Source organism: Erythrobacter colymbi, from assembly GCF_002155685.1.
Classification (GTDB): Bacteria; Pseudomonadota; Alphaproteobacteria; order Sphingomonadales; family Sphingomonadaceae; genus Erythrobacter; species Erythrobacter colymbi.
The window spans coordinates 373,408-399,998 of the sequence record NZ_MUYK01000002.1 but is presented as its reverse complement, the minus strand read 5'-3'; the positions used below and the strand labels follow the sequence as shown (position 1 = coordinate 399,998).

Sequence of the window (26,591 nt, the reverse complement as noted above, 5' to 3'; positions counted from 1 at the left end):
GTCAAGCACACCTGACTTTGTGTCGCATCACCCTGACCTCGCCCCCGCGCTCCCCCGCGGTGCTGCGCTGCATCATTGACGCTTGCGGGGCGTTCGGCCATGGCGAGCCGCCATGAGCGTAGCACCCCTCTTCACGCCCCCTCCGCGCGACCCTGCGCGATCGTTTCAGGACATGATCCTGACGCTCCACGACTTCTGGAGCCACGAGGCGGGCTGCGTCATTCTCCAGCCCTATGACATGCGCATGGGCGCGGGCACGTTCCATACCGCAACCACCCTGCGCGCGCTCGGGCCCGAGCCGTGGAACGCGGCTTTCGTGCAGCCCTGCCGCCGCCCGACCGACGGGCGCTATGGCGAGAACCCCAACCGGCTACAGCACTACTACCAGTATCAGGTGATCCTGAAGCCAAGCCCGTCCGACATTCAGGAGCTCTACCTCAAGAGCCTCGCCGCAATCGGCATCGACCCGCTGGCGCACGATATCCGCTTTGTCGAGGACGACTGGGAATCGCCGACGCTTGGCGCATGGGGCCTCGGGTGGGAGGTGTGGTGCGACGGGATGGAAGTCACCCAGTTCACCTATTTCCAGCAGATGGGCGGCTTCGACTGCAAGCCGGTCGCGGGCGAGCTGACCTACGGGCTCGAACGCCTCGCGATGTATATCCAGGGCGTCGACAACGTCTATGATCTGGCGTTCAATTCGCAGGGCGTCAGCTATGGCGAGGTGTTCCTTGAGAACGAGCGCCAGATGTCCAAGTGGAACTTCGAGGTCGCCAACACCGACGCGCTGTTCGACCTCTTCGCCAAGGCCGAGGCCGAGTGCCGCAATGCGCTGTCGGCCGGCGTCCCCATCGCCGCCTACGAACAGGCGGTCGAGGCGAGCCATGTGTTCAACCTGCTGCAAGCGCGCGGCGTTATCAGCGTGCAGGAACGCGCCAGCTACATGGGCCGCGTCCGCGACCTCGCGCGTTCGTCGTGCGAGGCCTATGCCGAGAAGATGACGCCCGAATGGCAGGCCAAATATCCCGGGTGGAGTCTCGTCTGATGGCCCTGACCCATAACCCGTTCGTGTCGAGCGAAGTCGAGACACCTTCCCGCGCCAGCCTCTCGACTTCGCTCGAGGCGAACGGAGGGAGGGTATAATGGCCGACTTCCTGCTCGAACTGCGCTGCGAGGAAATCCCTGCCCGGATGCAGGCTGGCGCGCGCGCCGAACTCGAAAAGCTGTTCCGCCGCGAGCTGGAGGCGGCGGGCGTTGCCGTCGGCACGCTCAGCGTGTGGTCGACCCCGCGCCGCCTCGCGCTGATCGCCCGCGGCTTGCCGCTCGCGACCGAGGCCGTGAGCGAGGAAGCCAAGGGCCCGCCCGAAGGCGCGCCCGACGCGGCCATCGACGGCTTCTGCAAGAAGGCGGGCGTGACGCGCGACCAGTTGGAACTGCGCGACGTGAAGGGTCGCATGACCTATTTCGCGGTCGTCAACATCCCCGGCCGCCCGATGGCCGAGGTGCTGGCAGCCGCAATCCCCGCGATCATCCGCGACTTCAGCTGGCCCAAATCGATGCGCTGGGGTGCGGCCTCGATCACCACCGACAGCTTGCGCTGGGTGCGCCCGCTTTCGGGCATCGTCGCGCTGCTCGATGGCGCGGTCGTCGAATGCGAGGTCGGCGGGATCGCTGCGGGCCGCACAACCTTCGGCCACCGTTTCCACGCCTCCGGCCCCGTCACCATCGACAGCGCGGACGACTACATCGCCAAGCTCCGCGAGGCCTTCGTGATCGTCAATCACGAGGAGCGGCAGGACATCATCCGCGAGGGCGCAGCCGCAGCTGCCGCCGCCGAGGGGCTGACCCTGATCGCCGACGAGGGCCTCGTGATCGAGAACGCGGGCCTCACCGAATGGCCCGTGCCCTTGCTCGGCCGCTTCGACGAGGCCTATCTCGACGTTCCGCCCGAGGTGATCCAGCTGACCGCGCGGGTGAACCAGAAGTATTTCGTGTGCGAAGGGGAGGGCGGCAAGCTCGCCAACGCCTTCGTCTGCACCGCCAATATCGAGCCCAACGATCCCGCCGTGGTGGTCGACGGCAACCGTAAGGTTCTGGCGGCACGCCTTTCCGACGCGCGCTTCTTCTGGGAGCAGGACCAGAAAACCCCGCTCGCAGTTCATGCTGAAAAGCTTTCGCGCATCACCTTCCACGAGAAGCTCGGTACCGTCGCTGCGCGCTGTGATCGGGTCGGTAGGCTTCTCGGGCAAATGCTGGCGCCCTCATTCGAAGCGCTTGAGAACTTCGTAGAACCTTCGGTTGGCTTGGCTCATTTAGCGAAGGCAGATTTGGTTACCGAGATGGTCGGTGAATTCCCTGAACTTCAGGGGACTATGGGTGCCTACTATATTGCGCAAGAAGGTGCGCCTGTATCGATCGTCGAAGCCATCTCAGGTCAATATTCGCCACGAGGGCAATCGGACGGAGTGCCCGTCGGCGAAACAGCATATCTCTTGGCTCTTGCTGACAAGATCGAGATGTTAACCTCGTTCTTTGCAATCGACGAACGTCCAACCGGTTCAAAGGATCCTTTTGCACTCAGAAGAGCCTCGCTGGGCATTATCCGTATTGTGGTCGAGAGGAAACTTCGAACCAATATCCATCGTTGGATTTATCTAAGCCTCAACAATCTCGTTATGCAGGCGATGGATAATATTATTGGGTATTACGAGCACGATCTGCAAGGCGTTCACGATGCTTCATCTGAACTTACCTTTGACACAGATGCCATGCGGATTAATTACAAAGGTCTTGTTCTAGAGGTTCCGCCGTCTCTCAAGCCTTCTCTTCTTATCGCCAGCAACTTCGAAGATGTAGACCGTCAAGGGCGTCTGACCGAAGAGATTTTTGAGTTCTTGATCGACCGCCTCAAGGTCCAGCAACGTGAGGCCGGCGTCCCCCACGACCTGATCGACGCGGTCTTCGCGCTCGGGGGGGAGGACGATCTCGTCCGCTTGCTCGCCCGCGTCCATGCGCTGCAAGCCTTCGTCACCACCGAGGACGGCACCAACCTTCTCGCGGGCTACAAGCGCGCGGCGAACATCCTCAAGAAGGAAGGCTTCACCGGCGCCGCCGCGCAGCCCGATCCGCAGGTGCTCGCCAGCCTCAAGGCCGACAATGAAGGCATTCCCGATACCGGCGAGGAAGACCCCCTCGCGCTGGTCGACGATCCCGATGTGGGCGACATCCTCGCCGCCGAGGCGCGCGGCAATGCGGCGCTTTCCTACACGCCCGAAGAGGCGGAAAAGGCGTTGATCGACGCGCTCGATGCCGCCGCTCCGCGCGCTGCCGCTGCGGTGGAGGGCGAGCGGTTCGCCGATGCCATGGCTGCGCTCGCCACCTTGCGCGCACCCATCGACCGGTTCTTTGAAGAGGTGACTGTCAACGACCCGCAGGCGGACAAGCGCGCCGCGCGACTTGCCCTGCTGGCGCGGTTCCGCGATGCGGTCCACCGCGTTGCGGACTTCAGCCGGATTGAGGGATGATGTCCCGCTCCGCCCCCCGTGTTCTGTCCGCTGTAAAAAGGCGCGATATTGCAAGGGGCTACATGGTATTTTGAAGCGGACACGGTGTCCGCTTTGTCCGCTTAACGCCTGACTCGGGAAGAGCCATGACAATGAAGACGGTCTATGTATTCGGGGGTGCTGCCGACCATTCCGATCCGCGCCAGAAGGACAAGACCGTCGCCGGGGGCAAGGGCGCGAACCTTGCCGAAATGGCCTCGATCGGCCTGCCGGTGCCGCCGGGCTTCACGATCACGACCGAGGAATGCGTCGCCTATCTGCGTGACGGGGCAGGCTTTTCGGACGGACTGAAGGCCGCGGTGGCCGAAGCGCTCGCCCATGTCGAGGCTTCGGTGGGCAAGCGCTTCGGCGATGCGGGCGATCCGCTGCTGGTCTCGGTCCGCTCGGGCGCGCGGGTGTCGATGCCGGGGATGATGGACACGGTGCTCAACCTCGGGCTCAACGATGCGACCGTCGAGGGGCTGGCGGCCTCGAGCGGTGACGCGCGCTTTGCCTGGGACAGCTACCGCCGCTTCATCCAGATGTATTCGGACGTGGTGCTCGGGATCGATCACGGGCTGTTCGAGGAGGCGCTGGAGATCGCCAAGGAAGACAAGGGCTTCTACAACGATACCGAGATGGCGGTTGAAGACTGGCAGGCGCTGGTCGGGGAATACAAGGGCATCGTCGAGCAGGAGCTTGGCCGCCCGTTCCCGCAGGATGTGACCGAGCAGCTGTGGGGCGCGATCCGCGCGGTGTTCGACAGCTGGGATAGCGATCGCGCCAAGGTCTACCGGCGTCTGAACGAGATCCCGGGCGACTGGGGCACCGCGGTCAACGTGCAGGCGATGGTGTTCGGCAACATGGGCGAGACGAGCGCCACCGGCGTCGCCTTCACCCGCGATCCGGCGACCGGCAACCGCGCCTATTACGGCGAGTACCTGATCAACGCCCAAGGCGAGGACGTGGTCGCGGGCATCCGCACGCCGCAATACCTCACCAAGGCGGCGCGGGAGGCAGCGGGGGCCAAGCCGCTCTCGATGGAAGAGGCGCTGCCGGAGGCCTATGCCGAGCTCGCCCGCGTGTTCGACCTGCTCGAGCTGCACTACAAGGACATGCAGGACATCGAGTTCACCGTCGAGCGCGGCAAGCTGTGGATGCTCCAGACCCGCTCGGGCAAGCGCACCGCCAAGGCCGCGCTCAAGATGGCGGTCGACATGGTCGGCGAGGGCCTGATCGACGAGCGCGAGGCGGTGCGGCGGGTCGATCCGATGGCGCTCGACCAGCTGCTCCACCCGACGCTCGATCCCAAGGCCGAGCGCAATGTGCTGACGACGGGGCTGCCTGCCTCGCCAGGCGCGGCCGCGGGCAAGATCGTGCTCGATGCCGACACCGCCGAGCAATGGGCGGGCCGCGGCGAGAAGGTGATCCTGGTGCGGGTTGAGACCTCGCCGGAGGACATCCACGGGATGCACGCGGCGCAGGGCATCCTCACCGCGCGCGGCGGGATGACGAGCCACGCGGCGGTGGTGGCGCGCGGGATGGGGCGGCCTTGCGTCTCGGGCGCCGGGGCGGTCTCGATCGACCGCGCGAGCCGGACGCTGCGGATCGGCTCCACCGAGCTGAAGGAAGGCGATGCCATCACCCTCGACGGGGCGACGGGGCAGGTGATGCTCGGGATCGTGCCGACGGTCGAGCCGGAGCTGGCGGGTGACTTCGGGACGCTGATGGTGTGGGCCGACAAGCTGCGGCGCATGAAGGTGCGCACCAATGCCGAAACGCCCGGCGACTGCCGCATGGCGCGCCAGTTCGGGGCGGAAGGCATCGGGCTGTGCCGCACGGAGCACATGTTCTTCGAAGCCTCGCGCATCTCGCTGGTTCGCCAGATGATCCTCGCCGAGGACGAGGCGGGCCGCCGCCGGGCGCTTGAGGGGCTGCTTCCCGAGCAGCGGGCGGACTTCACCGCGATCTTCGAGGTGATGGCGGGGCTCCCCTGCACGATCCGCCTGCTCGATCCGCCACTCCACGAGTTCCTGCCGCACGCGGACGAGGAGTTCGCCGAGCTGGCGGATGCAACCGGGCTCGGGGTCGATCACCTCAAGCGCCGCGCGGGCGAGCTGCACGAATTCAACCCGATGCTCGGCCACCGCGGCTGCCGCCTCGGCATCACCTTCCCCGAGATCTACGCGATGCAGGCGCGAGCGATCTTCGAGGCGGTGTGCGCGGTCAAGCTGTCCTCGGGCGAGGCGCCGCTGCCCGAGATCATGATCCCGCTGGTGGCGACGAAGCGCGAATTGGCGATCCTCAAGGCGCTGGTCGACAAGGAGGCCGAGGCTGTCTTCGCCGAAACCGGCACGCGGGTCGAGTACCTCGTGGGCACAATGATCGAGCTGCCGCGCGCCGCGCTGATGGCGGGCGAGATCGCGGAAGAGGGCGCGTTCTTCAGCTTCGGCACCAATGACCTGACGCAGACCACGCTGGGCGTCAGCCGTGACGATGCGGCGCGGTTCCTCAGCGTCTATGTCGACAAGGGCATCTTCCCGCGCGATCCCTTCGTCAGCCTCGATATCGAGGGCGTCGGCCAGCTGGTCGAACTGGCGGCAGAGCGCGGGCGGGCGACGCGGCCCGACATCAAGCTCGGCATCTGCGGCGAGCATGGCGGGGACCCGGCAAGCATCGCCTTCTGCGAGAGCGTGGGCCTCGATTACGTCAGCGCCTCGCCCTACCGCGTGCCGATTGCGCGGTTGGCAGCGGCGCAGGCAGCGCTGAAGAAGGCCTAGATTCCGGCGAGGGATCGCCGCCCGGTGAGGGTGACGATGTCGAAGGTCTCGGTCACCCTGCCGTCGGCATCGGCCTGCGCGGCGAAGGCGGCGCGGGCGCGGGCGAGGGCGGTTTTCCCGAGGGCCGCGGCGGGCTTGGCGAGGGCATTGCCGAGGCCCTGATCGCGCAGATCGCCGACGAGCCGCTCGAGCGAGGCATAGCGCACCCGCAGCGTGTGGGTGTCGACCACCGGGTCCTTCCACCCGGCGCGCTGGAGCAGGGCAGGCGCGGCGCGGGCGTCGACGAGCGGGTGAATGCGGCCCGCCGGACGATCCGGTTCGGCCGCGAGCATGGCGGCGCGCAGGGCGGGGAGGCTCTGCCCGCCGACGAAACTCGCGATCACCAGCCCGCCGGGGGCGAGGGCGTTGCGCAAGTGGATCAGCGCGCCCGGCAGATCGTTGATTGCATCGAGCTGTCCGATGACGCCGATGAAGTCGAAGGACCCGCCATGCAGAGGTTCGGCCGGATTGACGAAGGGGGCCAGTTCGAGCGCGCTTCCGCCACCGGTCAGGAACGTTGCCAGCGCATCGGGGCAGTCGCCGATCACCAGCGCATGGGCTGGGGTGTGGCGGACGAAGCCGAGCCGCTCGATCATGTCCTCGGCCATCTCGTCGAGGAGAAAACGCGCCGGATCGCGGCTTGACTGCTGACGCTGTGCCGAACGCCGCGCGCGGGCCACGCGGCGGGTCTCGGAGAAGATGGTGGGGACGCTGGAGCCGCTCATGACCGCCGCCCTGCCGCGCTTGCCACCGGAGCGCAAGCCGTGCGACACTCGCGCTATGGCAGTGGTCGCTCAGCTTGCCCGACAATTCGCGCCCGTGGTGGACCTGCTCTATCCGCCGCGCTGCCCGTCGTGCGGGGCGGCGATCGCGAGCCAGGCGGGCTTGTGCAGCGACTGCTGGAGCACGCTCGAGGTTCCCGAGACAAGCGAGTCGCAGGGTCATGCCGTGCCAGTCTATGCGGCGAGCTACTACAACGAGACATCGCGCAAGCTGGTGCTGGCCTACAAGCACGGCGGCCGTATCGCCTTGTCGCGGCTGCTGGCGCGTCTGATGGCAGCCCGCCTTCCCGATCCGCCCACGGGGCGCCCGCCGCCCGTTCTGGTGCCGGTCCCGCTCCACCGCTGGCGGTTGTGGAATCGTGGTTTCAACCAGGCTGCACTGCTCGCGCAGGAGCTCGCCCGATTCGGCAAAGGTGAGGCTTTGGTCGGCGCGCTGGTCCGGCATCGGCGCACGCCCAATCTCGGCGGGCTGGGGAGAGACGCGCGCGAGAGGGTTCTGCGCGGGGCAATCCGGCTCGATCCCGCTTGCGCCGCGCGGCTTGCGGGGCGTGACGTGGTGCTGGTGGATGACGTGCTCACCAGTGGAGCGACGAGCCGCGCGTGCATCAGTGCGATCCTCGCCGCCTCGCCGGCATCTATCGCCGTCGCCTGCTTCGCGCGGGTGGAGGAGGATCACAAACTTGCGCCCGAATAATGCGGGACGGGGACCGGAAAACATAACGCCCGAGGTCTTTCGACCCCGGGCGCCACGTGACGAAACGGTGCGGATCCGCTCTTCCGAGCCAAGGCAGCGACCCCCTAACTTCGCTGCCGGGATCCAGTCCCTATCGTTCAACCGGTCGCGCTGGCACCCCGCTGCCAGTCTGCGGTCCGATCACCCCCTGAACCTGACACCGGGCGGTGTCATTGTTCGGTTGAGAACCCCTTGCGAGAGCTCCGAGCGCGTTCTTCCACTGTGTGACAGGATGAGGAAGACGAAACCGCGGTGCGCGCGATTTTTTGTCACCTGCTGTTGTGTGCTTGCAACAATCCTTGCATGAGCGCGCGCATCACTTGTCTGGAGTTGCCCGCGTGACCGATCCCGTTCTCACCTCCGAAGAGCGCGAAGAGGGCACTGTCTTCGCGCCGAAATTCGATGCGGCGGGGCTGCTCACCGCGGTCGTCGTCGATCATGTGTCGGGCGCGGTGCTGGTCGTCGCGCACATGAATGCCGACGCACTCGATGCGACGCTTGCGACTGGGAAAGTCCACTTCTGGTCGCGTTCGCGCGGAGCCCTATGGATGAAGGGCGAGACTTCGGGCCACGTCCTGAAGGTCGAGAACATTGCGGTCGATTGCGATCAGGACGCGCTGCTGGTCCGAGCCACGCCGGCCGGTCCCACATGCCACACGGGAGCGGCGAGCTGCTTCTACCGGCAGATCGACATGCGCGATGGCTTGCCTGTGCTGGAGCGTATCGCAACTTGACGCTCACGTAAACGTAAGGTAGATGGGCGGGCATGGCTACTGCACCTGCTCACACCGCCGCCGATCCTGCCAGCGAGGCCCGTCGCAACGGCGCGCATCTCGATCGGCCCGACGTTCACGAACGCGAACAGTTCACCATTTCCGACCTTACCTCGGAATTCGGCTGCACCGCGCGCGCGCTCAGGTTCTACGAAGACGAAGGGCTGATCAGCCCGGCGCGTGTCGGCCTCACCCGCGTCTATTCCAAGCGTGACCGTGCACGGCTCGCATGGATCATGCGCGCCAAGAACGTCGGCTTCTCGCTGACCGAGATCCGCGAGATGATCGACCTCTACGATCTCGACGATGGCCGCGTCGAACAGCGCCGCGTCACCATCGCCAAGTGCCGCGCGCACATCGCCAAGCTCAAGGCGCAGCGCGATGATATCGATTCGTCGATCAACGAACTCACCGATTTCGTCGCCGAAATCGAAAAGCTCGATCTCGGCTGACCCGCTAAACCACAACACACTACCGCTCACTGAAGGGATCATGTGATGCCGACCTATACCGCGCCCACCCGCGACACGCGCTTCATCGTCAACGAAGTGCTCGACCTTGCGAGCTACGGCAATCTGCCGGGCTTCGAGAACGCCACCCCCGACATGATCGAGACCGTGATCAACGAGGCCGGCAAGTTCTGCGCCGAGGTTCTCGCGCCGATCAACCAGGCGGGTGACGAGCATGGCTGCACCCGTCACGAGGACGGCTCGGTCACCACGCCTCCGGGCTTCAAGGAGGCCTATCAGGCCTATGTCGAAAGCGGTTGGGGCACGCTCGCCCAGCCCGAGGAATTCGGCGGGCAGGGCCTGCCCCACGTGCTCGGCTTCGTGCTTGAGGAATACACCGGCACCGCCAACCAGGCCTTCGCCATGTACCCCGGTCTCACCGCCGGCGCGATCTCGGCCATCCTTGCCAAGGGTTCGGACGAGCAGAAGGCGACCTACGTGCCCAAGATGATCTCGGGCGAGTGGTCGGGCACCATGAACCTGACCGAGCCGCATTGCGGCACCGATCTCGGCATGATCCGCACCAAGGCCGTGCCCAATGGCGATGGCACCTATGCGATCACCGGCACCAAGATCTTCATCTCGGCCGGCGAACATGACCTCACCAGCAACATCATCCACCTGGTGCTGGCCAAGACCCCGGGCGCGCCCGATTCGACCAAGGGCATCTCGCTGTTCATCGTGCCCAAGTTCCTGCTGGACGCCGATGGCAACCCCGGCGTGCGCAACGGAGTCACTTGCGGGTCTATCGAAAAGAAGATGGGCATCCACGGCAACGCCACGTGCCTGCTCAACTATGACGGCGCCACGGGCTACATGGTGGGCGAGGAGAACAAGGGCCTCGCCGCGATGTTCATCATGATGAATGCGGCGCGCCTTGGTGTCGGCATCCAGGGTTATGCCCAGGCCGAAGTCGCCTACCAGAACGCGGTCACCTATGCGCTCGACCGGCGTCAGGGCCGCGCGCTGACCGGCCCCGCCGATCCCGCCGCCAAGGCCGACCCCATCTTCGTCCACCCCGACGTGCGCCGCATGCTGATGGACGCCAAGGTCTTCACCGAATCCATGCGGGCGCTGTGCCTGTGGGGCGCGCTCCAGGTCGATCTGACCCACAAGGCGCAGACCCCCGAAGAGCGCGAGATGGCCGACCTTCTGATCGGGCTCATGACCCCCGTCATCAAGGGCTACGGCACCGACAAGGGCTATGACATCGCCAACAACATGCAGCAGGTCTACGGCGGCCACGGCTATGTGCGCGAGTGGGGCATGGAGCAGTTCGTGCGCGATAGCCGCATCGCCATGATCTACGAAGGTGCCAACGGCGTGCAGGCGATGGACCTGTGCGGCCGCAAGCTCGCCGCGGGCGGGGGCAAGGCGATCCAGGCCTTCTTCGCCATGATCGACGAAGAAATCGCCACCGCCAAACAGGACGAAACCCTGAAGCCGGTTGCCGAACGCCTCGAAAAGGCGCTGGGCGAGCAGAAGGCGGCGACCATGTGGTTCATGCAGAACGCGATGGCCAACCCCAACCACCTCGGCGCGGGCGCGCATCACTACATGCACATCATGGGCATCGTGACGCTCGGCTTCTTCTGGCTGAAGATGGCCAAGGTTGCCGCGGCCAAGCTCGCCGAAGGTTCGGACGACAAGGCGTTCTACGAAGCCAAGCTGGTCTCGGCGAACTACTACGCCGAACGCTTCCTGCCTGACGCGGGCGCGCTGCGCCGCAAGCTCGAAGCGGGCAGCGAATACATGATGAAGCTGCCGGCCGAGGCCTTCGCGACCGTCGCATAAGCCGCCGCTGAAGCGGACACGAGAAAGGGCCGCCCCGCGATATGCAGGGCGGCCCTTTTCTCTTGTCCGGCCTACTTCTTCGCTTCCTCGGCGAGGACGTAGAGGTAATCGACATAGGCCATGGTCACCTCGTCGAGGCCGTAGACCTTGGGGTCGCTGCTCTCGATCAGGAACCACTCGTTTGGCGCATGCGCCCCGCCGCCGCGGCCGAGGCCGAATTGCGAAGCAGGCAGGTTGAGCGGCGGGCCGTTGAAGATCACCCCCGGCCAGCTTCCCGCATTGCGCGGGCGGATAGTGTAGGGGATGCCCTGCGCATCGAAGAGCTTCTTCTGCGCGCGGATGAGCGCCGAATCCTCGGCGGTCTCGTTGGGGCCGTAGCCGCCCGAAACGGTCACGCGCACATCGTCGAACCCGCGTTTGGCGAGGTGGGCCTGCAACTTGCTCACCGCCTCGGCCTTGGTCATGTTGGGCACGAGCCGGAATTCCAGCTTCGCCTCGGCGCGGCCCGGAAGCACCGTCTTGCCGCCTTCGCCGGTGTATCCCGCGACAAGCCCTTGGATATTGACCGTGGGCTGCGAGAAAAACCGCTCGAGGCTGGCGGTGTAATCCTCGTCGTTGATCCAGCGACCGACGCCGAGCAGCTTCTTTTCACCTTCCTCGGCGCCCGGCTTGACGCTCGCCGCGATCAGCTCCTTCTGGCGGGCGGAGAGGGGCTGGACGTTCTCGAACCAGCCATCGATCGTCGGGGTGTGCCCGTCATCGGCGACCAGCGTGTCGAGCGCTTTCACGAGCCGCCATGCGGGGCTTTCGATCCGGGCGTGGTTCGACGAGTGGATATCGGTCTTGGGATACTTGTCCGACGTCTCGCCGCCCACCACCAGCTGGAACTCGACCGCGCCCTTGGCGCCGAGCGTGATCCCGGCGCTGCCGTCGCGGTTCTGATTCGCGGCAGGGATGAACACACCGATCGCCTTGGACAGTGCAGCCTGCACCTCGGGAACGGCGACGACCTGATCGAAGTGGGTCGAGGCGACTTCCTCCTCGCCCTCGGCCACCAGCACGAGGTTGACCGGGAGCTTGCGGCCGCTCGCCTGGATCGCCTTGATCGCCGCGAGGAAGGCCATTTCCGGCCCCTTCTGGTTCACCACCCCGCGCCCGACGATGGCGGTGCCTTCGCCGGGCCGGTCGACCAGCTTCGCTTCGAGCGGGGGCGTGTTCCATTCGGCCGGATCGAACTGCTTCACGTCATACATGAAGTAGATTCCGACCGTGGTCTTCGCACCTGCATCGAGCGTCGCGAAGACGGCGGGAACGCCGTCGGTGGGGATGATCTTCGCCTGCTGGAACCCCGCATCGAGCGCGAGCTTGCGCATATATTCCGCGCCCTCGGGCGTCCCGCGCTTCTCGGCGGCGATGGTGGGCAGGGCAACCCAGTCGGCAAGCGCCTTCACGGTCGCATCGTGCTGCGCTTCGACCGTCTTGACGATTTCCTCGCGCTTCGGGGTCTTCGCTGCCAGCGGCACGCCCGCCAGAGCGATCACCGCGGCCATGGTCCAACCCGTCAATTGCCGTGTCATTGCTGTCTCTCCTGTCTTGCGAGGGAGAGAGGTAACGGGCGGACGGGCTTTCGCAACGGCTTTTGTGACAGCCGCGGGCGAGGGCGGATGCTATTCGAGCATGCCCATCATGCGCTGCGAGCCGGCTTTGATCTTGAGGTTCTTGGGCGGGGTGGCCGACGCGGGTCGTTCCCACATCGCGGCCGAGCGCGCCGACACCGGGCGGGGGCGGGCAGGCGCCGCTGCGGGGGCGGGTTTGGGTGCGGGTTCGGGAGCCGGTTCGGCCCCGGGAGCGGCCGCGACGGGTTCCGGATCCGGCGCGACTTCGGCGACGGGCTCGGGCTCCGGTGCGGTTGCAGGGGGTGGAGGCGCGGGCTGGGCGACGGGTTCGGGGACGGGCTGCGGCGCAGGTGCCGGCACGGGCGCGGCAACCTGAGCAGCGACAGGTGCGGGCGGAGGGGCAGGGGGAGCTACAGGCGCCGGCACGGCGGCCAGTGCCGCTTCGGCCGCCGCTGCCTCGGCCATCCCGGCGAGGATCTTCTCGGCCACTTCCTCGATGGAGCCGACCACCAGCAGCGGTTGCCCGCCGACCATGCCGACATTGGTCTGCCCGTTCTCGGCCGTGCGCAGCCACGCGATATTGCTGGCCACCACCAGATAGTTGCCGCCGCGCGATTCGAGCTTGATGAACTTCATGGGCGCCGTTTCCAGACCAGTGACGAGGCGGCTTCAGCCGTCCTGCCAAGGCGTTACCCTGTGCTGGTTAAGGAATCGGTTATCGTGATTGCGGAGCGACCTCATCGATCAGGCCCATGAGGGCGTTCCACGACTGGAGGTCGGCCACACGATTATAGGCAGGATTGGGCGCGCCATCGAAGGCCTGCGGATTGGTGAAGCCGTGCTCGACCCGGGCGAAAGACAGGAAATGCCAGTCCGCCCCGACACGGTCCATCTCTTCCCAGAACCCCGTCACATCGGCGCGCGGGACGAGCGAATCCGCATCGCCATGGCACACCAGCACGCGCGGCTTGATGGGCGCGGTGGCGGGCAGCGGCGTCGCGAGCAACCCGTGGAAACTCGCCACCAGCGACAGATCTGCCCCGTCGCGCGCCAGCTCGAGCACCGCCATGCCGCCGAGACAGAAGCCGATCGCAACCTGCGGCACATCGGGCGCGATCCCCTTGAGCGTATCGAGCGTCGCCCGCAGTCTGCGCCGCATCGCCAGCGGATCGGCGCGCAGACGTCCCATCGACGCAAAGGCGCTGTCGAAATCGTGCGGAGCATCGGGGCCGTAAAAATCCCCGACCAGCGCGACGCACCCCGCGTCGGCCAGTGCTCCGGCCTTGGCCGACACACCGGCGGTGACGTTCATGAAGGTCGGGAACACCGCCACTGCGGCGCGCGGGCGTCCGACGGGCCGCGCCAGCCATCCGGTCAGCGCGGTGTCGCCATCGGCATACGCGGTCTGCTCAAGCATGCTTACTCGACCGGCAGGAAGTCGGGCACCGAGAGGTAGCGCTCGCCCGTGTCGTAGTTGAAGCCGAGCACCCGCGAACCCGCTGGCAGCTCGCCCAGCTTCTTGGCGATGGCGGCGAGCGTCGCGCCCGAGGAGATGCCGACCAGCATCCCTTCCTCGCGCGCTGCGCGGCGGGCCATCTCCTTGGCGTCCTCGGCATCGACCGTGATCGCGCCGTCGATCGCGGCGGTGTGGAGGTTGCCGGGGATGAAGCCCGCGCCGATGCCCTGGATCGGGTGCGGACCGGGCTGGCCGCCGTTGATGACGGGCGAGAGCGCAGGCTCGACCCCGTAGGCCTTGAGGCCGGGCCAGTGCTTCTTCAATTCTTCGGCGCAGCCCGTCAGGTGCCCACCGGTGCCGACGCCGGTGATCATCACGTCGATCGGCGCGTCTGCGAAGTCGGCGAGGATTTCCTGCGCGGTGGTGCGCGCGTGGACCGCGGGGTTGGCCGCATTGTCGAACTGGCTCGGCATCCATGCGCCCGGCGTCTGCGCCACCAGCTCCATGGCCCGCTCGATCGCGCCCTTCATGCCCTTTTCGCGCGGGGTGAGATCGAAGCTCGCGCCATAGGCAAGCATCAGACGGCGGCGCTCGATCGACATCGATTCGGGCATGACCAGCACCAGGCGATAGCCCTTGACCGCGGCGACCATGGCGAGGCCGATCCCGGTGTTGCCGCTCGTCGGCTCGACGATGGTGCCGCCGGGCTTCAGCGCACCGCGCGCCTCGGCATCCTCGACCATGGCGAGCGCGATGCGATCCTTGATCGAGCCGCCGGGGTTTGCCCGCTCGGACTTCACCCAGACCTCGTGATCCGGGAACAGCCGCGAGAGGCGGATATGCGGGGTGCCTCCGATGGTGGCGAGGATGTTGTCAGCCTTCATGTCGATACCTCTCGTTTCAATTCCTGCGGCTCGAAGCTGCGGGCGCGGCGCAGTTCGGGGAAATACCACGCCCAGACCAATGTCACGACTATCGCACCCATGCCGCCGAATACAACCGCGCCGACCGCGCCCAGCAAACCGGCTGCCACGCCGGACTGCATTTCGCCGAGTTCATTCGAAGCGGAGATGGCAAGGCCCGAAATCGAGGACACGCGCCCGCGCTTGTCGTCCGGCGTAAACAGCTGGACGAGCGAGCTGCGGATGAACACCGAAACCATGTCGACCGCGCCCATCGCGGCAAGGATCGCGAGCGACAGGATGAAGCTGCGCGAAAAGGCGAAGGCTACGGTCAGCGCGCCGAAAGCGGCGACCGCCCAAAGCATCTTCACTCCGACTTCGCGCTGGAGCGGACTGAACGAGAGCCACAAGGCTACGCTCGCCGCACCGAAGGCCGGGGCGGCGCGCATCAACCCGAGCCCCTCGGGGCCGACGAACAGGATGTCGCGCGCAAACACCGGCAGCAGCGCGGTAGCCCCTGCCAGCAGCACCGCGAACAGATCGAGCGTGATGCAGCCGAGCAGGAAGCGCTCGCGCCAGACATAGACCATGCCCTCGGCAATCTGCTTGAGCGGCTTGAGGCGCGGTCCGTCCTGCTTCGCGCGGATCGGGCGGACGGTGAGGATCAGCAGCATCGAGCATACCAAAAGCCCGGCCGAGATCGCGTGCGGCAGCCATTCGGCGCGGGCGAAGATCAGCCCACCCACGGCGGGGCCAGCGACGCTCGCGGTCTGCCACGCGATAGATCCCAGCGCGATGGCGCGTGGGAGCAGGGCAGGGGGCACGATATTCGGGGCAATCGCGCTCATCGACGGGCCGAGGAACACCCTTGCTGCACCATGCGCGGCAGCGAGCGTGTAAAGCAGCGGCAGGTTGAGCGCATCGGCCCAAGTCAGCAGCGCAAGCACCACCGCCACCAGCCCGTCGATCCCATTGGCAAAGGCCGCAACGTGGCGACGGTCGAAGCGGTCGGCGGCAAGCCCCGCGACGGGGGTCAACAGGAACAGCGGGATGAACTGCGCCAGCCCGAGCAGGCCCAGCTGGAACGACGCCTCGGCCACGCTCATCCCGTAATCGTCGCGCGCGACGGCGTAGAGCTGGTATCCCAGCAGCACCACCATCGACATCGTGGCAAACACGCCCATGAAGCGCGCGAGCCAGTAACGCCGGTAGTCGCCAATCTGTAACGGGGAAGCAGGTTCGGTTACGGTATCAGTCACACTGCGCGCCATGGCAGGCCTTCACAACCCTGCCAAGCAGGCGAAACTTGCTGCCCGCAAGGTTATGCTATCGCCGGGGAGCGTGCCTCAGCGCGAGCGGCGCAGGCGCGGGTTGGGCTGGAGCTGGTCGATGATCGACACGAAGTCGTCGAGCCGGATGATCCGCTCGAACTGGAAGCCGGCACGCGTGTCGCGGGTCCAGATGACATAGGCCTCGATCCGGCCGACCACCGGAAGGCGGATGATGATCCGGTCGCCGCGCTGGAGCTGGCTGGTGTTGTCGACCATGAAGCCATGGGCCGAAAGATTGCAGATATGCAGATGGAGGTCGCCGTGCACGAAGTGCTCGACGATGGCCGGAAAATCGACCGGATGACGCGCCGCTCGGCGCAGATCAGTCACACTGAGGTTAGCTCCACCCACCACGCAATGCGATCCTTCCCTCCGTCTGGGTCACCTTCACGGGATGACGGAGAAAGGCTGACAATTGGTAAAAGGTGATGCTTAACGGGTTACCAAGGCGTGGCGCTTCTTGCCGAGACTGAGGCGCAGGGTTTCGCCTTCGCCCGGCAGAACGAGCTGTGCCGGATCGCAGACGGTCTCGCCTTCGAGCTTCACCGCGCCCTCGGCCAGCTTGCGCTTAGCTTCTCCGCCGGACGCGGTGAGGCCCACCGCGGTAAGCAGCGCGGCAAGGCGCATGCCTTCGGGCCCCGTGGCAATGCTCGGCAGATCCTCGCCCGCGCCCGACCCTGCGAAGGTCTCGCGCGCGGTCGCCTCGGCGCGGACAGCCGCATCCTCGCCACGCACGAGTTTCGTTATCTCGTTCGCGAGCACGATCTTCGCGGCGTTTATCTCAGCGCCTTCAAGCACTTCGAGGCGTTTGATCTCATCGATTGGCAGCTCGGTGAACAGGCGCAGGAACTTGCCCACGTCACGGTCGTCGACGTTGCGCCAGTATTGCCAGAAATCGTAAGCGGGCAGGCTGTCCTCGTTGAGCCAAACGGCACCGGCCGCAGTCTTGCCCATCTTCGCTCCGTCAGCTGTGGTGAGCAGTGGGGTGGTGAGGCCATACAGATCGGTCCCGTCCATGCGCCGGCCGAGCTCGATTCCGTTGACGATATTACCCCATTGGTCGCTGCCGCCCATCTGCAATCGGACGCCAAGTTCCTTCGACAAGTGCCTGAAATCGTAGCCTTGCAGGATCATGTAGTTGAATTCGAGGAAGGTCATCGGCTGCTCGCGCTCGAGCCGCAGTTTGACCGAATCGAAGGTCAGCATCCGGTTGACCGTGAAATGGGTGCCGACTTGCTGGAGCAGTTCGATGTATCCCAACTGGCCCAGCCAGTCGTGGTTGTTGACCATCACCGCATCGGTCGGACCATCACCGAATTTCAGCAGTTTATCGAAGACAGTGAAGATCGATTGGATGTTCGCCTCGATCGTCTCGTCGGTGAGCATCTTGCGGCTTTCGTCGCGCCCCGTCGGATCGCCGATGCGGGTCGTGCCGCCGCCCATCACCACCACCGGCTTGTGCCCGGTCTGCTGCAAGCGGCGCAGCATCATGATCTGCACGAGGCTGCCTATGTGGAGCGAAGGCGCAGTCGCGTCGAATCCGATATAGCCCGGAACGATCTGCTTGGCGGCCAGGGCATCGAGGCCCGCCGCGTCGGTCAGCTGGTGGATGTAGCCACGCTCGTCGAGCAGGCGCAGGAGGGCGGATTCGTAAGTGCTCATGGGCAGCGCCCCTATCAGCACGGGCCAGCGGCGTGAAGTGGCTTGCCGGAGGCGGGGGGAGACGGCAGACAGTGGCGATGCACCCGCTGATGCTCCATGTCGCCTGCGATCTCGGCCCGATCCGCGCCGTTACTGCTTCGGTCACGGCCACCGACGAGGGCTGCGAGGCCGAGTTCGTGCTCGACGGGCACATCCCCGCGATCGTCGTCCCGCCGCAAGCCACGCCCGAACGGCGCGACAACCTGTGGCAGACGACCTGCTTCGAGATCTTCTGGCAGCCGCTCGGGGGCAAGGGCTACCGCGAGTTCAACCTCTCGCCCTCGGGCCAGTGGGCAGCCTACGACTTCGATTCCTTCCGCGAGGGGATGCGCGATGCGCCGGTCGAGGCGGTTGCCATCACCTGCTCGCATGATGCGGCGGGGCTGGTGCTGCGCGCGCGCATCGCCGCCGATCTGCCCGCGCCTGCGCAGGTCGCGCTCAATGCGGTCATCGAGCACGCCGACGGCAGCAAGCAATACTGGGCGCTCGCCTTCCCGCCTGGCAAGCCCGAGTTCCACTCGGAAGCCAACCGCGCGATCATCGTCGAGCGCTAGGCGGCAGCCTCCTTGCCGAAGGGGCGGTTGCGCTTCACGATTTCCCAGTTGAGCACGAAGGCAAAGCTCACCCACACGAAATAGGGGACATTGAGCCACCCCGCGAAGCTGTCACCCACGAGGCGGGGCAGCACCACCATCAGTCCTACCACCGAAAGCCACAGGAACACGTTCTCCACCAGCGCCCAGTCGGGTCGCTTCAGCTTGAAGAACAGCGGCGACCACAGGAAGTGCAGCACGAAATTGGCGATGAACAGCGCCCATACACCCGCACGCGCCTCGGGGGAGGGCGTCTGCGTCAGGCCGACGTAGAAGCTCCATCCCGCAAGGCCCAGGATCACCGTCCACGCCGGACCGAACAGCCAGTCGGGCGGCTGCCACGGGGGCTTGCGCAGATCGCGATACCATTGGCCGATTTCGGTCAGCGCGCCACCCGCGCCGCCGAGGATGATCGCCCAACCGGCGGCAATGGCGGCGTGTGTCCAGTCGATGTCCATAAGCGCCTAAGTGGCACAGTGCGGGCAATGTTCCCAACACTTCCGACAAGCCCCATCCCGGGCATTGCCTTTGCGTCCGGCCTGTTCCAACGATTACGGCCATGAAGAACGGTATCGACCGGCTGCTCGCCGACCCTGAACTCCTCCGCCAGCTCAAGGGCCGCCGCGTGGCGCTGGTCGCCCATCCGGCGAGCGTGACGGCAGATCTCACCCACAGTCTCGACGCGCTGATCGCGGCGGGCGTGCAGGTGAACAGCGCCTTCGGCCCGCAGCACGGCCTCAAGGGCGACAAGCAGGACAACATGGTCGAGACCGCGGACGAGATGGATCCGCGTTACGGCATCCCGATCTTCTCGCTCTATGGCGAGGTGCGCCGGCCGACGGGGCAGATGATGTCCAGCGCGGATGTGTTCCTGTTCGACCTGCAGGACCTCGGCTGCCGGATCTACACCTTCGTCACAACGCTGCTCTACCTGATCGAGGAAGCGGCGAAGGCGGGCAAGGAGGTCTGGGTGCTCGACCGCCCCAATCCGGCGGGCCGCCCGGTCGAGGGGACGTTGCTGGTACCGGGGCAGGAGAGCTTCGTGGGCGCCGCCCCGATGCCGATGCGCCACGGCCTCACGATGGGGGAGATGGGCCACTGGTTCATCGAACACTTCGGCCTCGACGTCGCCTACAAGGTGGTGGCGATGGAGGGCTGGCGTCCCGACGAGGCTGACGGCTTCGGGTGGCCGGCGTCACGCATCTGGATCAATCCCTCGCCCAATGCCGCCAACGTGAACATGGCGCGCAGCTATGCCGGAACCGTGATGCTGGAAGGCACGACGCTGTCCGAAGGGCGGGGCACCACCCGTCCGCTCGAGGTGCTGTTCGGCGCGCCGGACGTGGACGCGGGCGCGGTGCTGAAGCTGATGCACAAGCTCGCGCCCGAGTGGCTGGCGGGCTGCGCGATCCGCGAATGCTGGTTCGAGCCGACCTTCCACAAGCACCAAGGAACGCTCTGCAACGCATTGATGATCCATGCGGAAGGCAGCTTCTACGATCATCATGCGTTCCGTCCCTGGCGGCTCCAGGCGCTCGCCTTCAAGGCGATCCGGCTGCTCTATCCCGATTATCCGTTGTGGCGAGATTTCCCCTACGAGTACGAACTGAGCCGCCTCGCGATCGACGTGATCAACGGTGGCCCGTCCTTGCGCGAATGGGTCGACGATACCGCCGCCACCCCGCATGATCTTGACGTCATGACGTCACATGACGAGGCCGCCTGGGTTGCCGGGGTGCGTCCGCACCTGCTTTATTGAAAGTGACGTCACGACGCCAAAAGGATGCGTGACACGAAGGATGGCGGAACAACCGCCACCGATGGGAGAGAGTGACAAGATGGCAACCGCGGCAGCAAGCGGCGCAGGCGTGCAATCGGCAAGGGTGACCCTGTGGATCCTGCTGATCGTCTACGTCTTCAACTTCATCGACCGCCAGATCGTGAACATCCTGGCCGAGCCGATCGCCAAGGAACTATCGCTGTCCGACACGCAGATCGGCATGATGACAGGGCTCGCCTTCGCGCTGTTCTACACCGTGCTCGGCATCCCCATCGCGCGCCTCGCCGACCGCCAGACCACGAGTCGCCCCAAGCTGATCGCGGTCGCGCTCGGCCTGTGGTCGGCGATGACGGCGCTGTGCGGGGTGGCGCAGAACTTCTGGCAATTGCTGCTCGCGCGGATCGGGGTGGGGGTGGGCGAGGCAGGGTGCACGCCGCCTGCGCACTCGCTCATCAGCGACATGGTGCCGCCCGAAAAACGCGCCTCGGCGCTCGCGTTCTATTCGCTCGGCATTCCGGTCGGTTCGCTGCTGGGCATGGTGATCGGGGGGCTGCTCGCAGATTATCTCGGGTGGCGCGAGGCTTTCGTGGTGGTGGGACTTCCCGGCGTCATGCTCGCACTGGTGGTGTGGTTCGTCCTGCGCGACCCGCGCCACTCTGACGCCGCTGCCGTTCTGCGCAGCAAGGCCGCGGCGCCAGCGCTGCCCTTGAGGAAGGCTCTGGCCGAGGTGATGCGTTCGCGGGCTTATGTGCTGCTGGTGCTGGCGGGCTCGGCAGCCGCGTTCCTGTCCTACGGCAAGACCACCTGGACCACGATCTTCTTCCAGCGCACCCATGACATGACGCCCGGGCAGGTGGGCCTGTGGTTCGGGATCATCGGCGGGGTGGGGGGCATATTGGGCACATGGCTCGGCGGCTATCTCGCCGACCGTTTCGGCGCGCGGAACCGCCGCCACGTGCTGACCGCACCCGCCATCGGTATGGCGCTCGCCGTCCCGCTCGCGATCGCTGCCTATCAGGCGCCGAGTTGGCCGCTGGCGGTGGCACTGATTTTCGTGCCGCAGGTGTTCAACTCGCTCTATTATGGGCCGTGCTATTCGGCCGCGCAGGGCCTCGTGCCGGTCAAGGCGCGGGCAATTGCCGCGGCGAGCTTGCTATTCTTCCAGAACCTCATCGGCCTCGGGCTCGGGCCGCTGTTCTTCGGAGTATTGTCGGACCTGATCGAGCCGACTTATGGTGCGGATTCTGTGCGTTATGTGCTATACGGCGCGGCGGTTCTGGGGCTGGTGCCGGCGTTCTTCTTCTGGCGGTGCAGCCTGCATCTGGATGCGGAGCTCGACCGGAAGGGGTGAACGGACGGGGATGGGGAGCAAGGTTTTGCGCGATCGCGTAACCTCGTGGGTGCTGGTATCGGGGGCGCTGATTGCAGCCGCCGCGCCGCTTGCCGCGCAGCCTGCCCCGCCGCTGTCGGCGCCCCGCGTGGTCGAAGAGATCATCACGGACGAGAGCGGCAAATTCCGGCTGCGGACCGAGGAATACACCGCAGCCCCGATCGACGTTCCGGTCGCGGCGCTTTCGATCGCCGAACTCTACGCGGCAGGCAACGGCCAGAGCGGCCCGGTTGCGGCGGCGAGGATGTCCTATCGCTGTCCGGTCAACGATGCGGGCGAGATCACGCTTTCCTTCTGCATGTTCGCCAACCGCCTCTCGCAGACGAACACCATCGCCGAAACGCTGCTTCTGAAAGTCGGCAGGCGCATGACGCTTCCCGCGCTCCCCGCGATCACCCAGCGGGACAAGGACCGGACCGCGCGCTATGTCGCGCTCGAATTCAACATCCCCGCGGTGGAACTGCCGGTCGTCGACCTGTCGACCGGACCGCTGGTCGAGCGTACGTTGATCCCGGAGCTTGCCGCCTCCTCGCCACGACGGCTCAACTATCCACGGCGTGCGATACAAAACGAGGTCGAGGGCAAATCAGTGATCGAATGCCAGATCCAGCAGGATCTCTCGGTCATCTGCCGCCAGATCTCGTTCGATCCGCCCGAGCATGCGGCGCTGTTTGCCCGCGAAGCCGAACGCGCACTGGGCCCCTTGATGGTCAGCCCGCAGCTCGCCGATGGCAGCGACGCGCGCGGCGCGCGGTTCCGTCTGTCCCTAAACTGGCGTCTTACCTAGTCTGACGGTGCATCGGGCGCGCGGACCGGCTGCACCAGCGCGACCAACACGAAGCTTATCAGCATGAGCAGATACCAGCTGCCATATTTGGCGAGGCTGACCATGTGCCACTCCTTCTCCTGCCCCGGATAGTTCCAGGCATTGGCGAAGGTGGCGATGTTCTCGGCGAACCAGATGAACAGCGCGACGAGGCCGAAGCCGACCAGCAACGGCATCCAGCGATGCGAGCGCCAGTTCCTGAAGTGGACGCGGGTGCGCCAGAAGATCGCAGCCGTGGCGGCAAACAGTCCCCAGCGGATGTCGATGATGAAGTGGTGGGTGAAGAAGTTCGCGTAGATCGCTGCCGCCAAGACCCATGTCATCCATGCGGGCGGGTATCCGGTGAAACGGAAGTCGAAGATCCGCCACACCCGCGCGATGTAGCTGCCGACGGCGGCATACATGAACCCCGAAAACAGCGGCACCGCGCCGATGTGGAGCACGCTGGCCTCGGGATAGGTCCACGACCCGGCCTGCGTCTTGAACAGCTCCATCACCGTGCCGACGACGTGGAAGATGAGGATCACCCGCGCCTCGCGCCATGTCTCGAGCCGGAAGGCGAGCATTGCACCTTGAATGGCGATGGCAGCCAGCGTCAGAAAGTCATAGCGGTGGAGCGGCGCGGTGTCGGGGTAGAACAGGTGCGTGCCGAGCAGCAGCGCCAGCAGCAGGCCGCCGAACTGGCAGGCCCAGGCTTGCTTGAAGCCGAAAAGCAGGAACTCGTAGAGCCACAGCCGCCAGCCGGTGCCCGGATCGAAGGCTTCTAGCCGGAGGCGGACGGCTTCGAAGCGGGTGTGGCGGGGCGGCGTCATTCCTTCCGGAGATGAACGTCCCTCCCGCAGGCGTCAACGCTCGCCCGAAAGCACGGCTTTCTGTTCAGGGGAGAGCCTGATCCGTCCAAACGGAAGGTCGGGGGGAAGCCGCTCACCCATGACCATCACAACAGAGCAGCCATCGATTCTTCGGTCGACAGCATACATCATCTGTCCTGTGTCCGGATTTGCCGGCCGACGATCCAGACGCGGCTGCCAGTCGGGATTGCTACCCGTCTGCCGCCTGCCATCGCGGCATCTGTCGCCCGCCAGGAAGTCCGGCCGCAATTCGCGTATGGCCGGGGACGGCTCCGCATTGGGGAGGGGCAGTGGGGAAGGGGGCGGCCCGCTTGCCCCGAAGAGTGCAAGAACAAGCGGCAGGGCAAGATACTGCATGGCGGTCTCCTCGAATTGGAGCCTACCATTATTTCTTTTGATTCAAAAGAGTTGCCTCAAGCCCCGTGCTTCCGACTGAGCTCCCGCATTGCATCATCCAGCCCTTCGAGCGTCAGCGGATACATCCGGTCGCCGACCAGCTGCTTGATCATCTTGGTCGACTGCGAATAGCCCCACTGTTTTTCGGGCACCGGGTTGAGCCACACGGTCGCGGGATAGGTATTGGTCACGCGCTGGAGCCACACCGCGCCCGCTTCCTCGTTCATGTGCTCGACGCTGCCGCCCGGATGGGTGATCTCGTAGGGGCTCATCGCCGCGTCGCCGACGAAGACGATCTTGTAATCGTGCCCGTATTTGTGGAGCACGTCCCAGGTCTTCGTGCGTTCCTGCCAGCGGCGCTTGTTGTCCTTCCACACGCCTTCGTAGAGGCAGTTGTGGAAGTAGAAGAACTCGAGGTTCTTGAACTCCGCCGTAGCGGCGCTGAACAGTTCTTCGACCAGCTTGATGAAGGGGTCCATCGATCCGCCGACATCGAGGAACAGCAGCAGTTTGACGGCATTGCGCCGTTCGGGCCGCATCCGGATATCGAGCCACCCCTGCTTGGCCGTGCCTTCGATGGTGCCGGGTATGTCGAGCTCGTCCGCTGCGCCTTCACGGGCGAAGCGGCGCAGGCGGCGCAGCGCCATCTTGATGTTGCGGGTGCCGAGTTCCTTGGTGTTGTCGAGGTTCTTGAACTCGCGCTTTTCCCAGACCTTGATCGCGCGCCCGTGCTTGGCCTCGCCGCCGATGCGCACGCCTTCGGGGTTGTAGCCCGAATTGCCGAAGGGCGAGGTGCCCCCGGTGCCGATCCACTTGTTGCCGCCCTGGTGGCGCTTTTCCTGTTCTTCGAGCCGCTTCTTGAGCGTCTCCATGATCTCGTCCCAATCGCCCAGCGACTTGATCGCTTCCATCTCTTCGGGCGTCAGGAACTTCTCGGCCACGGCCTTCAGCCAGTCTTCCGGGATGTCGACGGGGTTCTGGCCGTAATCGGACATGATCCCCTTGAAAACCTTTTGGAACACCTGGTCGAACCGGTCGAGCAGGCCTTCATCCTTCACGAAGGTCGCGCGGGAGAGATAGTAGAACGCCTCGGGCGTCTGCTCGATCACGTCCTTGTCGAGCGCCTCCAGCAGGGTGAGGTGCTCCTTGAAGGAAGCGCCGATCCCGGCGGCGCGCAGTTCGTCGACGAAGTTGAAAAACATGGGTGCTGCTTAACCCGCAGGGCGGGGCCTGACCAGTCCCCATTCTTGCGAGGGCACTCCAAGTCTTAACCGCTTGCTTACCATCCTCTGCCTAGTGTCCCGCAACGCACAACACAGGGCCGCTCCCGCACATGAACCAGCTCGCCATCGATACCGCCAACGCCCATGCCCTTGGGATGATTCCGGAGAGCTGCGGAGCGGTGACTGTCGGCTGCACCGACGTCGCCGGTGTTGTGGAGGCGGTGATCCAATCCTCCAAGACGCTGCGCTCGGAGCACGAGGCACTCGCGGAAACCGTGCGCGCGCTGGAGGCCGACCAGACCAAGGTGGCCGAAGCCTCGGACGAGGCGCGCCTGCTGTCCGAACGCGCGATCGAGCGTCTGTCAGAAGGCACGGCGCTGATCCAGTCCTCGCTCGGCCAGATCGCCTCGCTGATCGAGCTGGTCGATACCCTCGGCCAGCACGTCACCAGTTTTTCGGCCGCGATGGAGCAGGTCCGCCGCTCGGCGCAGGACATCGGCGAGATCGCCGAGACCACCAACATCCTCGCCCTCAACGCCACGATCGAGGCGATGCGCGCAGGGGATGCGGGTAGGACTTTCGCCGTCGTCGCGGCGGAAGTGAAGAGCCTTGCCAACGACACGCGCAAGGCGACCGAAGAAATCGCCTCGACCATCGATGCCCTCGGCGGCGAAGCCGAGGTGGTGATCGGCCGCATCGAGGCCGGCTCCAAGGCCAGCGGCGATGCCCGCGCTTCGGTCGCCCGGATCGAGAGCACCATCTCCAATGTCGGCGCGCTGGTGGAAGAGGTCGACAAGCAGAACGACGTCATCGCCCGCTCGACCGGAACGATCTCGAACCATGTCGACAAAGTCCAACGCGTTCTGACCAGTTTCGACGCCGCTTCGCGGAAAAACGAAGATCGCCTACACGGCGCCCATCGCAAGATGGAAGAGCTGGAAATCACAGCCTCCGAGATGTTCGACCGCATCGTCCACGCCGGTCTCAGCCCCGAGGACAGCGCGATGGTCGCGCAGGCGCAGGCGATGATGCAGGAGATCGTCGCCCACACCGAAGCCGCGCTTGCGAGGGGCGCGATCACCACCGCAGCGCTGTTCGATACCGATTACCAGAACGTGCCGGGCACCAACCCGCCACTGTTCCGCACCCGCCTGACCGACTGGGCCCATGCCGAATGGCGCCCCTTCCTCGACCGTGCAAAGGCGAGCGATTCCCGTGTCTTGGCCGCAGCCTGCACCGACATGAACGGCTTCCTGCCGACCCACCTCACCGAGCGCAGCCGCACGCCGACGGGCGATCTCAACCACGACACCCAGTTCTGCCGCAACGGGCGCATCATGCTCGAGGCGATCGACCGCAAGGCCAAGGTCTCCTCGGATGCCTACATGATGGCGGTCTACCGGCAGGAGGGCGACGGGGATTCCTACGTCGTGGTGCGCAATGTCTATGTCCCGCTCTATTTCGGCGGCCGCCGCTGGGGCGATTTCGAGCTGGCCTACAGCTTCGACTGACCGCCTGTTTCACGTGAAACAGCCCCGCCAGCACCCCGCGAGACGGGTCTGGAGGGGGTCTGG

The 26,591-nt window shown here is 65.6% G+C and carries 24 protein-coding genes; 12 read left to right on the top strand and 12 right to left on the bottom strand.

Going from position 1 to position 26,591, the window contains the following annotated elements; all coding sequences use genetic code 11:
* Nucleotides 1-112: 112 nt before the first annotated feature.
* The 3 genes from BZF57_RS05225 (at nt 113) to ppdK (ending at nt 6,322) form a co-directional block, all read left to right on the top strand.
* Nucleotides 113-1,045, top strand: a complete 933-nt coding sequence (locus BZF57_RS05225; protein WP_086735379.1) for a glycine--tRNA ligase subunit alpha — start codon at nt 113-115, stop codon at nt 1,043-1,045.
* Nucleotides 1,046-1,142: 97 nt separating this feature from the next.
* Nucleotides 1,143-3,524: a glycine--tRNA ligase subunit beta gene (glyS, locus tag BZF57_RS05220; RefSeq protein ID WP_086735376.1), complete on the top strand. Its 2,382-nt coding sequence runs from the start codon at nt 1,143-1,145 to the stop codon at nt 3,522-3,524.
* A 131-nt stretch (nt 3,525-3,655) separates the two neighbouring features.
* On the top strand, nt 3,656-6,322 hold the full coding sequence (gene ppdK, locus BZF57_RS05215; protein ID WP_420810167.1) for a pyruvate, phosphate dikinase: 2,667 nt from the start codon (nt 3,656-3,658) through the stop codon (nt 6,320-6,322).
* Here the strand turns inward: ppdK and BZF57_RS05210 are convergent.
* Nucleotides 6,319-7,086 carry a methyltransferase domain-containing protein gene (locus BZF57_RS05210; protein ID WP_086735372.1) on the bottom strand — a complete coding sequence of 256 codons (768 nt, stop codon included), beginning with the start codon at nt 7,084-7,086 and terminating at the stop codon, nt 6,319-6,321. The two genes, ppdK and BZF57_RS05210, sit on opposite strands and share 4 nt — an antisense overlap.
* Before the next feature lie 55 nt (nt 7,087-7,141).
* Here BZF57_RS05210 and BZF57_RS05205 point away from each other — a divergent pair, with 55 nt between their 5' ends.
* From BZF57_RS05205 to BZF57_RS05190, 4 genes are all read left to right on the top strand, one after another.
* Nucleotides 7,142-7,837 carry a ComF family protein gene (locus BZF57_RS05205; RefSeq protein ID WP_086735370.1) on the top strand — a complete coding sequence of 232 codons (696 nt, stop codon included), beginning with the start codon at nt 7,142-7,144 and terminating at the stop codon, nt 7,835-7,837.
* Nucleotides 7,838-8,214: 377 nt separating this feature from the next.
* A complete protein-coding gene (gene hisI / locus BZF57_RS05200; protein ID WP_086735368.1) occupies nt 8,215-8,610 on the top strand; it encodes a phosphoribosyl-AMP cyclohydrolase in 396 nt (131 codons plus the stop codon).
* A gap of 32 nt (nt 8,611-8,642) precedes the next feature.
* Entirely contained in the window at nt 8,643-9,101 is a 459-nt protein-coding gene (locus tag BZF57_RS05195; protein ID WP_086735366.1) for a MerR family transcriptional regulator, read from the top strand.
* 45 nt (nt 9,102-9,146) lie between these two features.
* Entirely contained in the window at nt 9,147-10,952 is a 1,806-nt protein-coding gene (locus tag BZF57_RS05190) for an acyl-CoA dehydrogenase C-terminal domain-containing protein (protein ID WP_086735364.1), read from the top strand.
* 71 nt (nt 10,953-11,023) lie between these two features.
* Here the strand turns inward: BZF57_RS05190 and BZF57_RS05185 are convergent, their stop codons facing one another.
* The 7 genes from BZF57_RS05185 to tyrS form a co-directional block, all read right to left on the bottom strand.
* Nucleotides 11,024-12,529, bottom strand: a complete 1,506-nt coding sequence (locus BZF57_RS05185) for a M20/M25/M40 family metallo-hydrolase (protein WP_086735362.1) — start codon at nt 12,527-12,529, stop codon at nt 11,024-11,026.
* A gap of 90 nt (nt 12,530-12,619) precedes the next feature.
* Nucleotides 12,620-13,204, bottom strand: coding sequence for a hypothetical protein (locus tag BZF57_RS05180; RefSeq protein ID WP_086735360.1), 585 nt, complete (start codon nt 13,202-13,204; stop codon nt 12,620-12,622).
* 79 nt (nt 13,205-13,283) lie between these two features.
* Nucleotides 13,284-13,985, bottom strand: a complete 702-nt coding sequence (locus tag BZF57_RS05175) for a dienelactone hydrolase family protein (RefSeq protein WP_086735358.1) — start codon at nt 13,983-13,985, stop codon at nt 13,284-13,286.
* A gap of 2 nt (nt 13,986-13,987) precedes the next feature.
* Nucleotides 13,988-14,908 (bottom strand): cysteine synthase A, encoded by a 921-nt coding sequence (gene cysK, locus BZF57_RS05170; protein WP_086735356.1) that lies wholly within the window; start codon nt 14,906-14,908, stop codon nt 13,988-13,990.
* A complete protein-coding gene (locus BZF57_RS05165; RefSeq protein WP_086735354.1) occupies nt 14,905-16,197 on the bottom strand; it encodes an MFS transporter in 1,293 nt (430 codons plus the stop codon). The genes cysK and BZF57_RS05165 overlap by 4 nt, the downstream gene beginning before the upstream one ends.
* A 75-nt stretch (nt 16,198-16,272) precedes the next feature.
* Nucleotides 16,273-16,611, bottom strand: coding sequence for a PilZ domain-containing protein (locus tag BZF57_RS05160; RefSeq protein WP_086735352.1), 339 nt, complete (start codon nt 16,609-16,611; stop codon nt 16,273-16,275).
* 78 nt (nt 16,612-16,689) lie between these two features.
* Entirely contained in the window at nt 16,690-17,919 is a 1,230-nt protein-coding gene (gene tyrS / locus BZF57_RS05155) for a tyrosine--tRNA ligase (RefSeq protein WP_086735350.1), read from the bottom strand.
* 77 nt (nt 17,920-17,996) lie between these two features.
* On the opposite strand from tyrS, the gene BZF57_RS05150 reads away from it, so the two are divergent.
* The gene (locus tag BZF57_RS05150) at nt 17,997-18,512 is read left to right on the top strand and encodes a DOMON-like domain-containing protein (RefSeq protein WP_086735348.1); all 516 of its coding nucleotides are present in this window, start codon (nt 17,997-17,999) and stop codon (nt 18,510-18,512) included.
* On the opposite strand, the gene BZF57_RS05145 is transcribed toward BZF57_RS05150, so the two are convergent.
* Entirely contained in the window at nt 18,509-19,009 is a 501-nt protein-coding gene (locus BZF57_RS05145; RefSeq protein ID WP_086735346.1) for a TspO/MBR family protein, read from the bottom strand. The genes BZF57_RS05150 and BZF57_RS05145 overlap by 4 nt on opposite strands.
* A 101-nt stretch (nt 19,010-19,110) precedes the next feature.
* On the opposite strand from BZF57_RS05145, the gene BZF57_RS05140 reads away from it, so the two are divergent.
* The 3 genes from BZF57_RS05140 (at nt 19,111) to BZF57_RS05130 (ending at nt 22,508) form a co-directional block, all read left to right on the top strand.
* Nucleotides 19,111-20,310 carry an exo-beta-N-acetylmuramidase NamZ family protein gene (locus BZF57_RS05140; protein ID WP_086735344.1) on the top strand — a complete coding sequence of 400 codons (1,200 nt, stop codon included), beginning with the start codon at nt 19,111-19,113 and terminating at the stop codon, nt 20,308-20,310.
* 79 nt (nt 20,311-20,389) lie between these two features.
* Nucleotides 20,390-21,682: a spinster family MFS transporter gene (locus BZF57_RS05135; RefSeq protein WP_086735342.1), complete on the top strand. Its 1,293-nt coding sequence runs from the start codon at nt 20,390-20,392 to the stop codon at nt 21,680-21,682.
* 25 nt (nt 21,683-21,707) lie between these two features.
* Nucleotides 21,708-22,508, top strand: coding sequence for a hypothetical protein (locus BZF57_RS05130; RefSeq protein WP_143738353.1), 801 nt, complete (start codon nt 21,708-21,710; stop codon nt 22,506-22,508).
* On the opposite strand, the gene BZF57_RS05125 is transcribed toward BZF57_RS05130, so the two are convergent.
* Genes BZF57_RS05125 through BZF57_RS05120 form a run of 3 tightly spaced genes read right to left on the bottom strand, consistent with a single transcriptional unit; the run spans nt 22,505 to nt 24,996 of the window.
* Nucleotides 22,505-23,359: a DUF817 domain-containing protein gene (locus BZF57_RS05125; protein ID WP_086735337.1), complete on the bottom strand. Its 855-nt coding sequence runs from the start codon at nt 23,357-23,359 to the stop codon at nt 22,505-22,507. The genes BZF57_RS05130 and BZF57_RS05125 overlap by 4 nt on opposite strands.
* 33 nt (nt 23,360-23,392) lie before the next feature.
* On the bottom strand, nt 23,393-23,755 hold the full coding sequence (locus tag BZF57_RS20580) for a hypothetical protein (protein ID WP_143738351.1): 363 nt from the start codon (nt 23,753-23,755) through the stop codon (nt 23,393-23,395).
* A 56-nt stretch (nt 23,756-23,811) separates the two neighbouring features.
* On the bottom strand, nt 23,812-24,996 hold the full coding sequence (locus BZF57_RS05120; RefSeq protein WP_086735335.1) for a vWA domain-containing protein: 1,185 nt from the start codon (nt 24,994-24,996) through the stop codon (nt 23,812-23,814).
* A 131-nt stretch (nt 24,997-25,127) separates the two neighbouring features.
* Between BZF57_RS05120 and BZF57_RS05115 the strand changes: the two genes are divergently transcribed.
* The gene (locus tag BZF57_RS05115) at nt 25,128-26,528 is read left to right on the top strand and encodes a methyl-accepting chemotaxis protein (protein ID WP_086735333.1); all 1,401 of its coding nucleotides are present in this window, start codon (nt 25,128-25,130) and stop codon (nt 26,526-26,528) included.
* The last annotated feature ends 63 nt before the right edge of the window (nt 26,529-26,591 follow it).

Bases quoted from the DNA above. Each gene is read 5' to 3' on its own strand.
- BZF57_RS05225 (WP_086735379.1), top strand. From the start codon at position 113: ATGAGCGTAGCACCCCTCTTCACGCCCCCTCCGCGCGACCCTGCGCGA.
- glyS (WP_086735376.1), top strand. From the start codon at position 1,143: ATGGCCGACTTCCTGCTCGAACTGCGCTGCGAGGAAATCCCTGCCCGG.
- ppdK (WP_420810167.1), top strand. From the start codon at position 3,656: ATGAAGACGGTCTATGTATTCGGGGGTGCTGCCGACCATTCCGATCCG.
- BZF57_RS05210 (WP_086735372.1), bottom strand. From the start codon at position 7,086: ATGAGCGGCTCCAGCGTCCCCACCATCTTCTCCGAGACCCGCCGCGTG.
- BZF57_RS05205 (WP_086735370.1), top strand. From the start codon at position 7,142: ATGGCAGTGGTCGCTCAGCTTGCCCGACAATTCGCGCCCGTGGTGGAC.
- BZF57_RS05195 (WP_086735366.1), top strand. From the start codon at position 8,643: ATGGCTACTGCACCTGCTCACACCGCCGCCGATCCTGCCAGCGAGGCC.
- BZF57_RS05190 (WP_086735364.1), top strand. From the start codon at position 9,147: ATGCCGACCTATACCGCGCCCACCCGCGACACGCGCTTCATCGTCAAC.
- BZF57_RS05185 (WP_086735362.1), bottom strand. From the start codon at position 12,529: ATGACACGGCAATTGACGGGTTGGACCATGGCCGCGGTGATCGCTCTG.
- BZF57_RS05180 (WP_086735360.1), bottom strand. From the start codon at position 13,204: ATGAAGTTCATCAAGCTCGAATCGCGCGGCGGCAACTATCTGGTGGTG.
- BZF57_RS05175 (WP_086735358.1), bottom strand. From the start codon at position 13,985: ATGCTTGAGCAGACCGCGTATGCCGATGGCGACACCGCGCTGACCGGA.
- cysK (WP_086735356.1), bottom strand. From the start codon at position 14,908: ATGAAGGCTGACAACATCCTCGCCACCATCGGAGGCACCCCGCATATC.
- BZF57_RS05165 (WP_086735354.1), bottom strand. From the start codon at position 16,197: ATGGCGCGCAGTGTGACTGATACCGTAACCGAACCTGCTTCCCCGTTA.
- tyrS (WP_086735350.1), bottom strand. From the start codon at position 17,919: ATGAGCACTTACGAATCCGCCCTCCTGCGCCTGCTCGACGAGCGTGGC.
- BZF57_RS05150 (WP_086735348.1), top strand. From the start codon at position 17,997: ATGCACCCGCTGATGCTCCATGTCGCCTGCGATCTCGGCCCGATCCGC.
- BZF57_RS05145 (WP_086735346.1), bottom strand. From the start codon at position 19,009: ATGGACATCGACTGGACACACGCCGCCATTGCCGCCGGTTGGGCGATC.
- BZF57_RS05140 (WP_086735344.1), top strand. From the start codon at position 19,111: ATGAAGAACGGTATCGACCGGCTGCTCGCCGACCCTGAACTCCTCCGC.
- BZF57_RS05135 (WP_086735342.1), top strand. From the start codon at position 20,390: ATGGCAACCGCGGCAGCAAGCGGCGCAGGCGTGCAATCGGCAAGGGTG.
- BZF57_RS05125 (WP_086735337.1), bottom strand. From the start codon at position 23,359: ATGACGCCGCCCCGCCACACCCGCTTCGAAGCCGTCCGCCTCCGGCTA.
- BZF57_RS20580 (WP_143738351.1), bottom strand. From the start codon at position 23,755: ATGCAGTATCTTGCCCTGCCGCTTGTTCTTGCACTCTTCGGGGCAAGC.
- BZF57_RS05120 (WP_086735335.1), bottom strand. From the start codon at position 24,996: ATGTTTTTCAACTTCGTCGACGAACTGCGCGCCGCCGGGATCGGCGCT.
- BZF57_RS05115 (WP_086735333.1), top strand. From the start codon at position 25,128: ATGAACCAGCTCGCCATCGATACCGCCAACGCCCATGCCCTTGGGATG.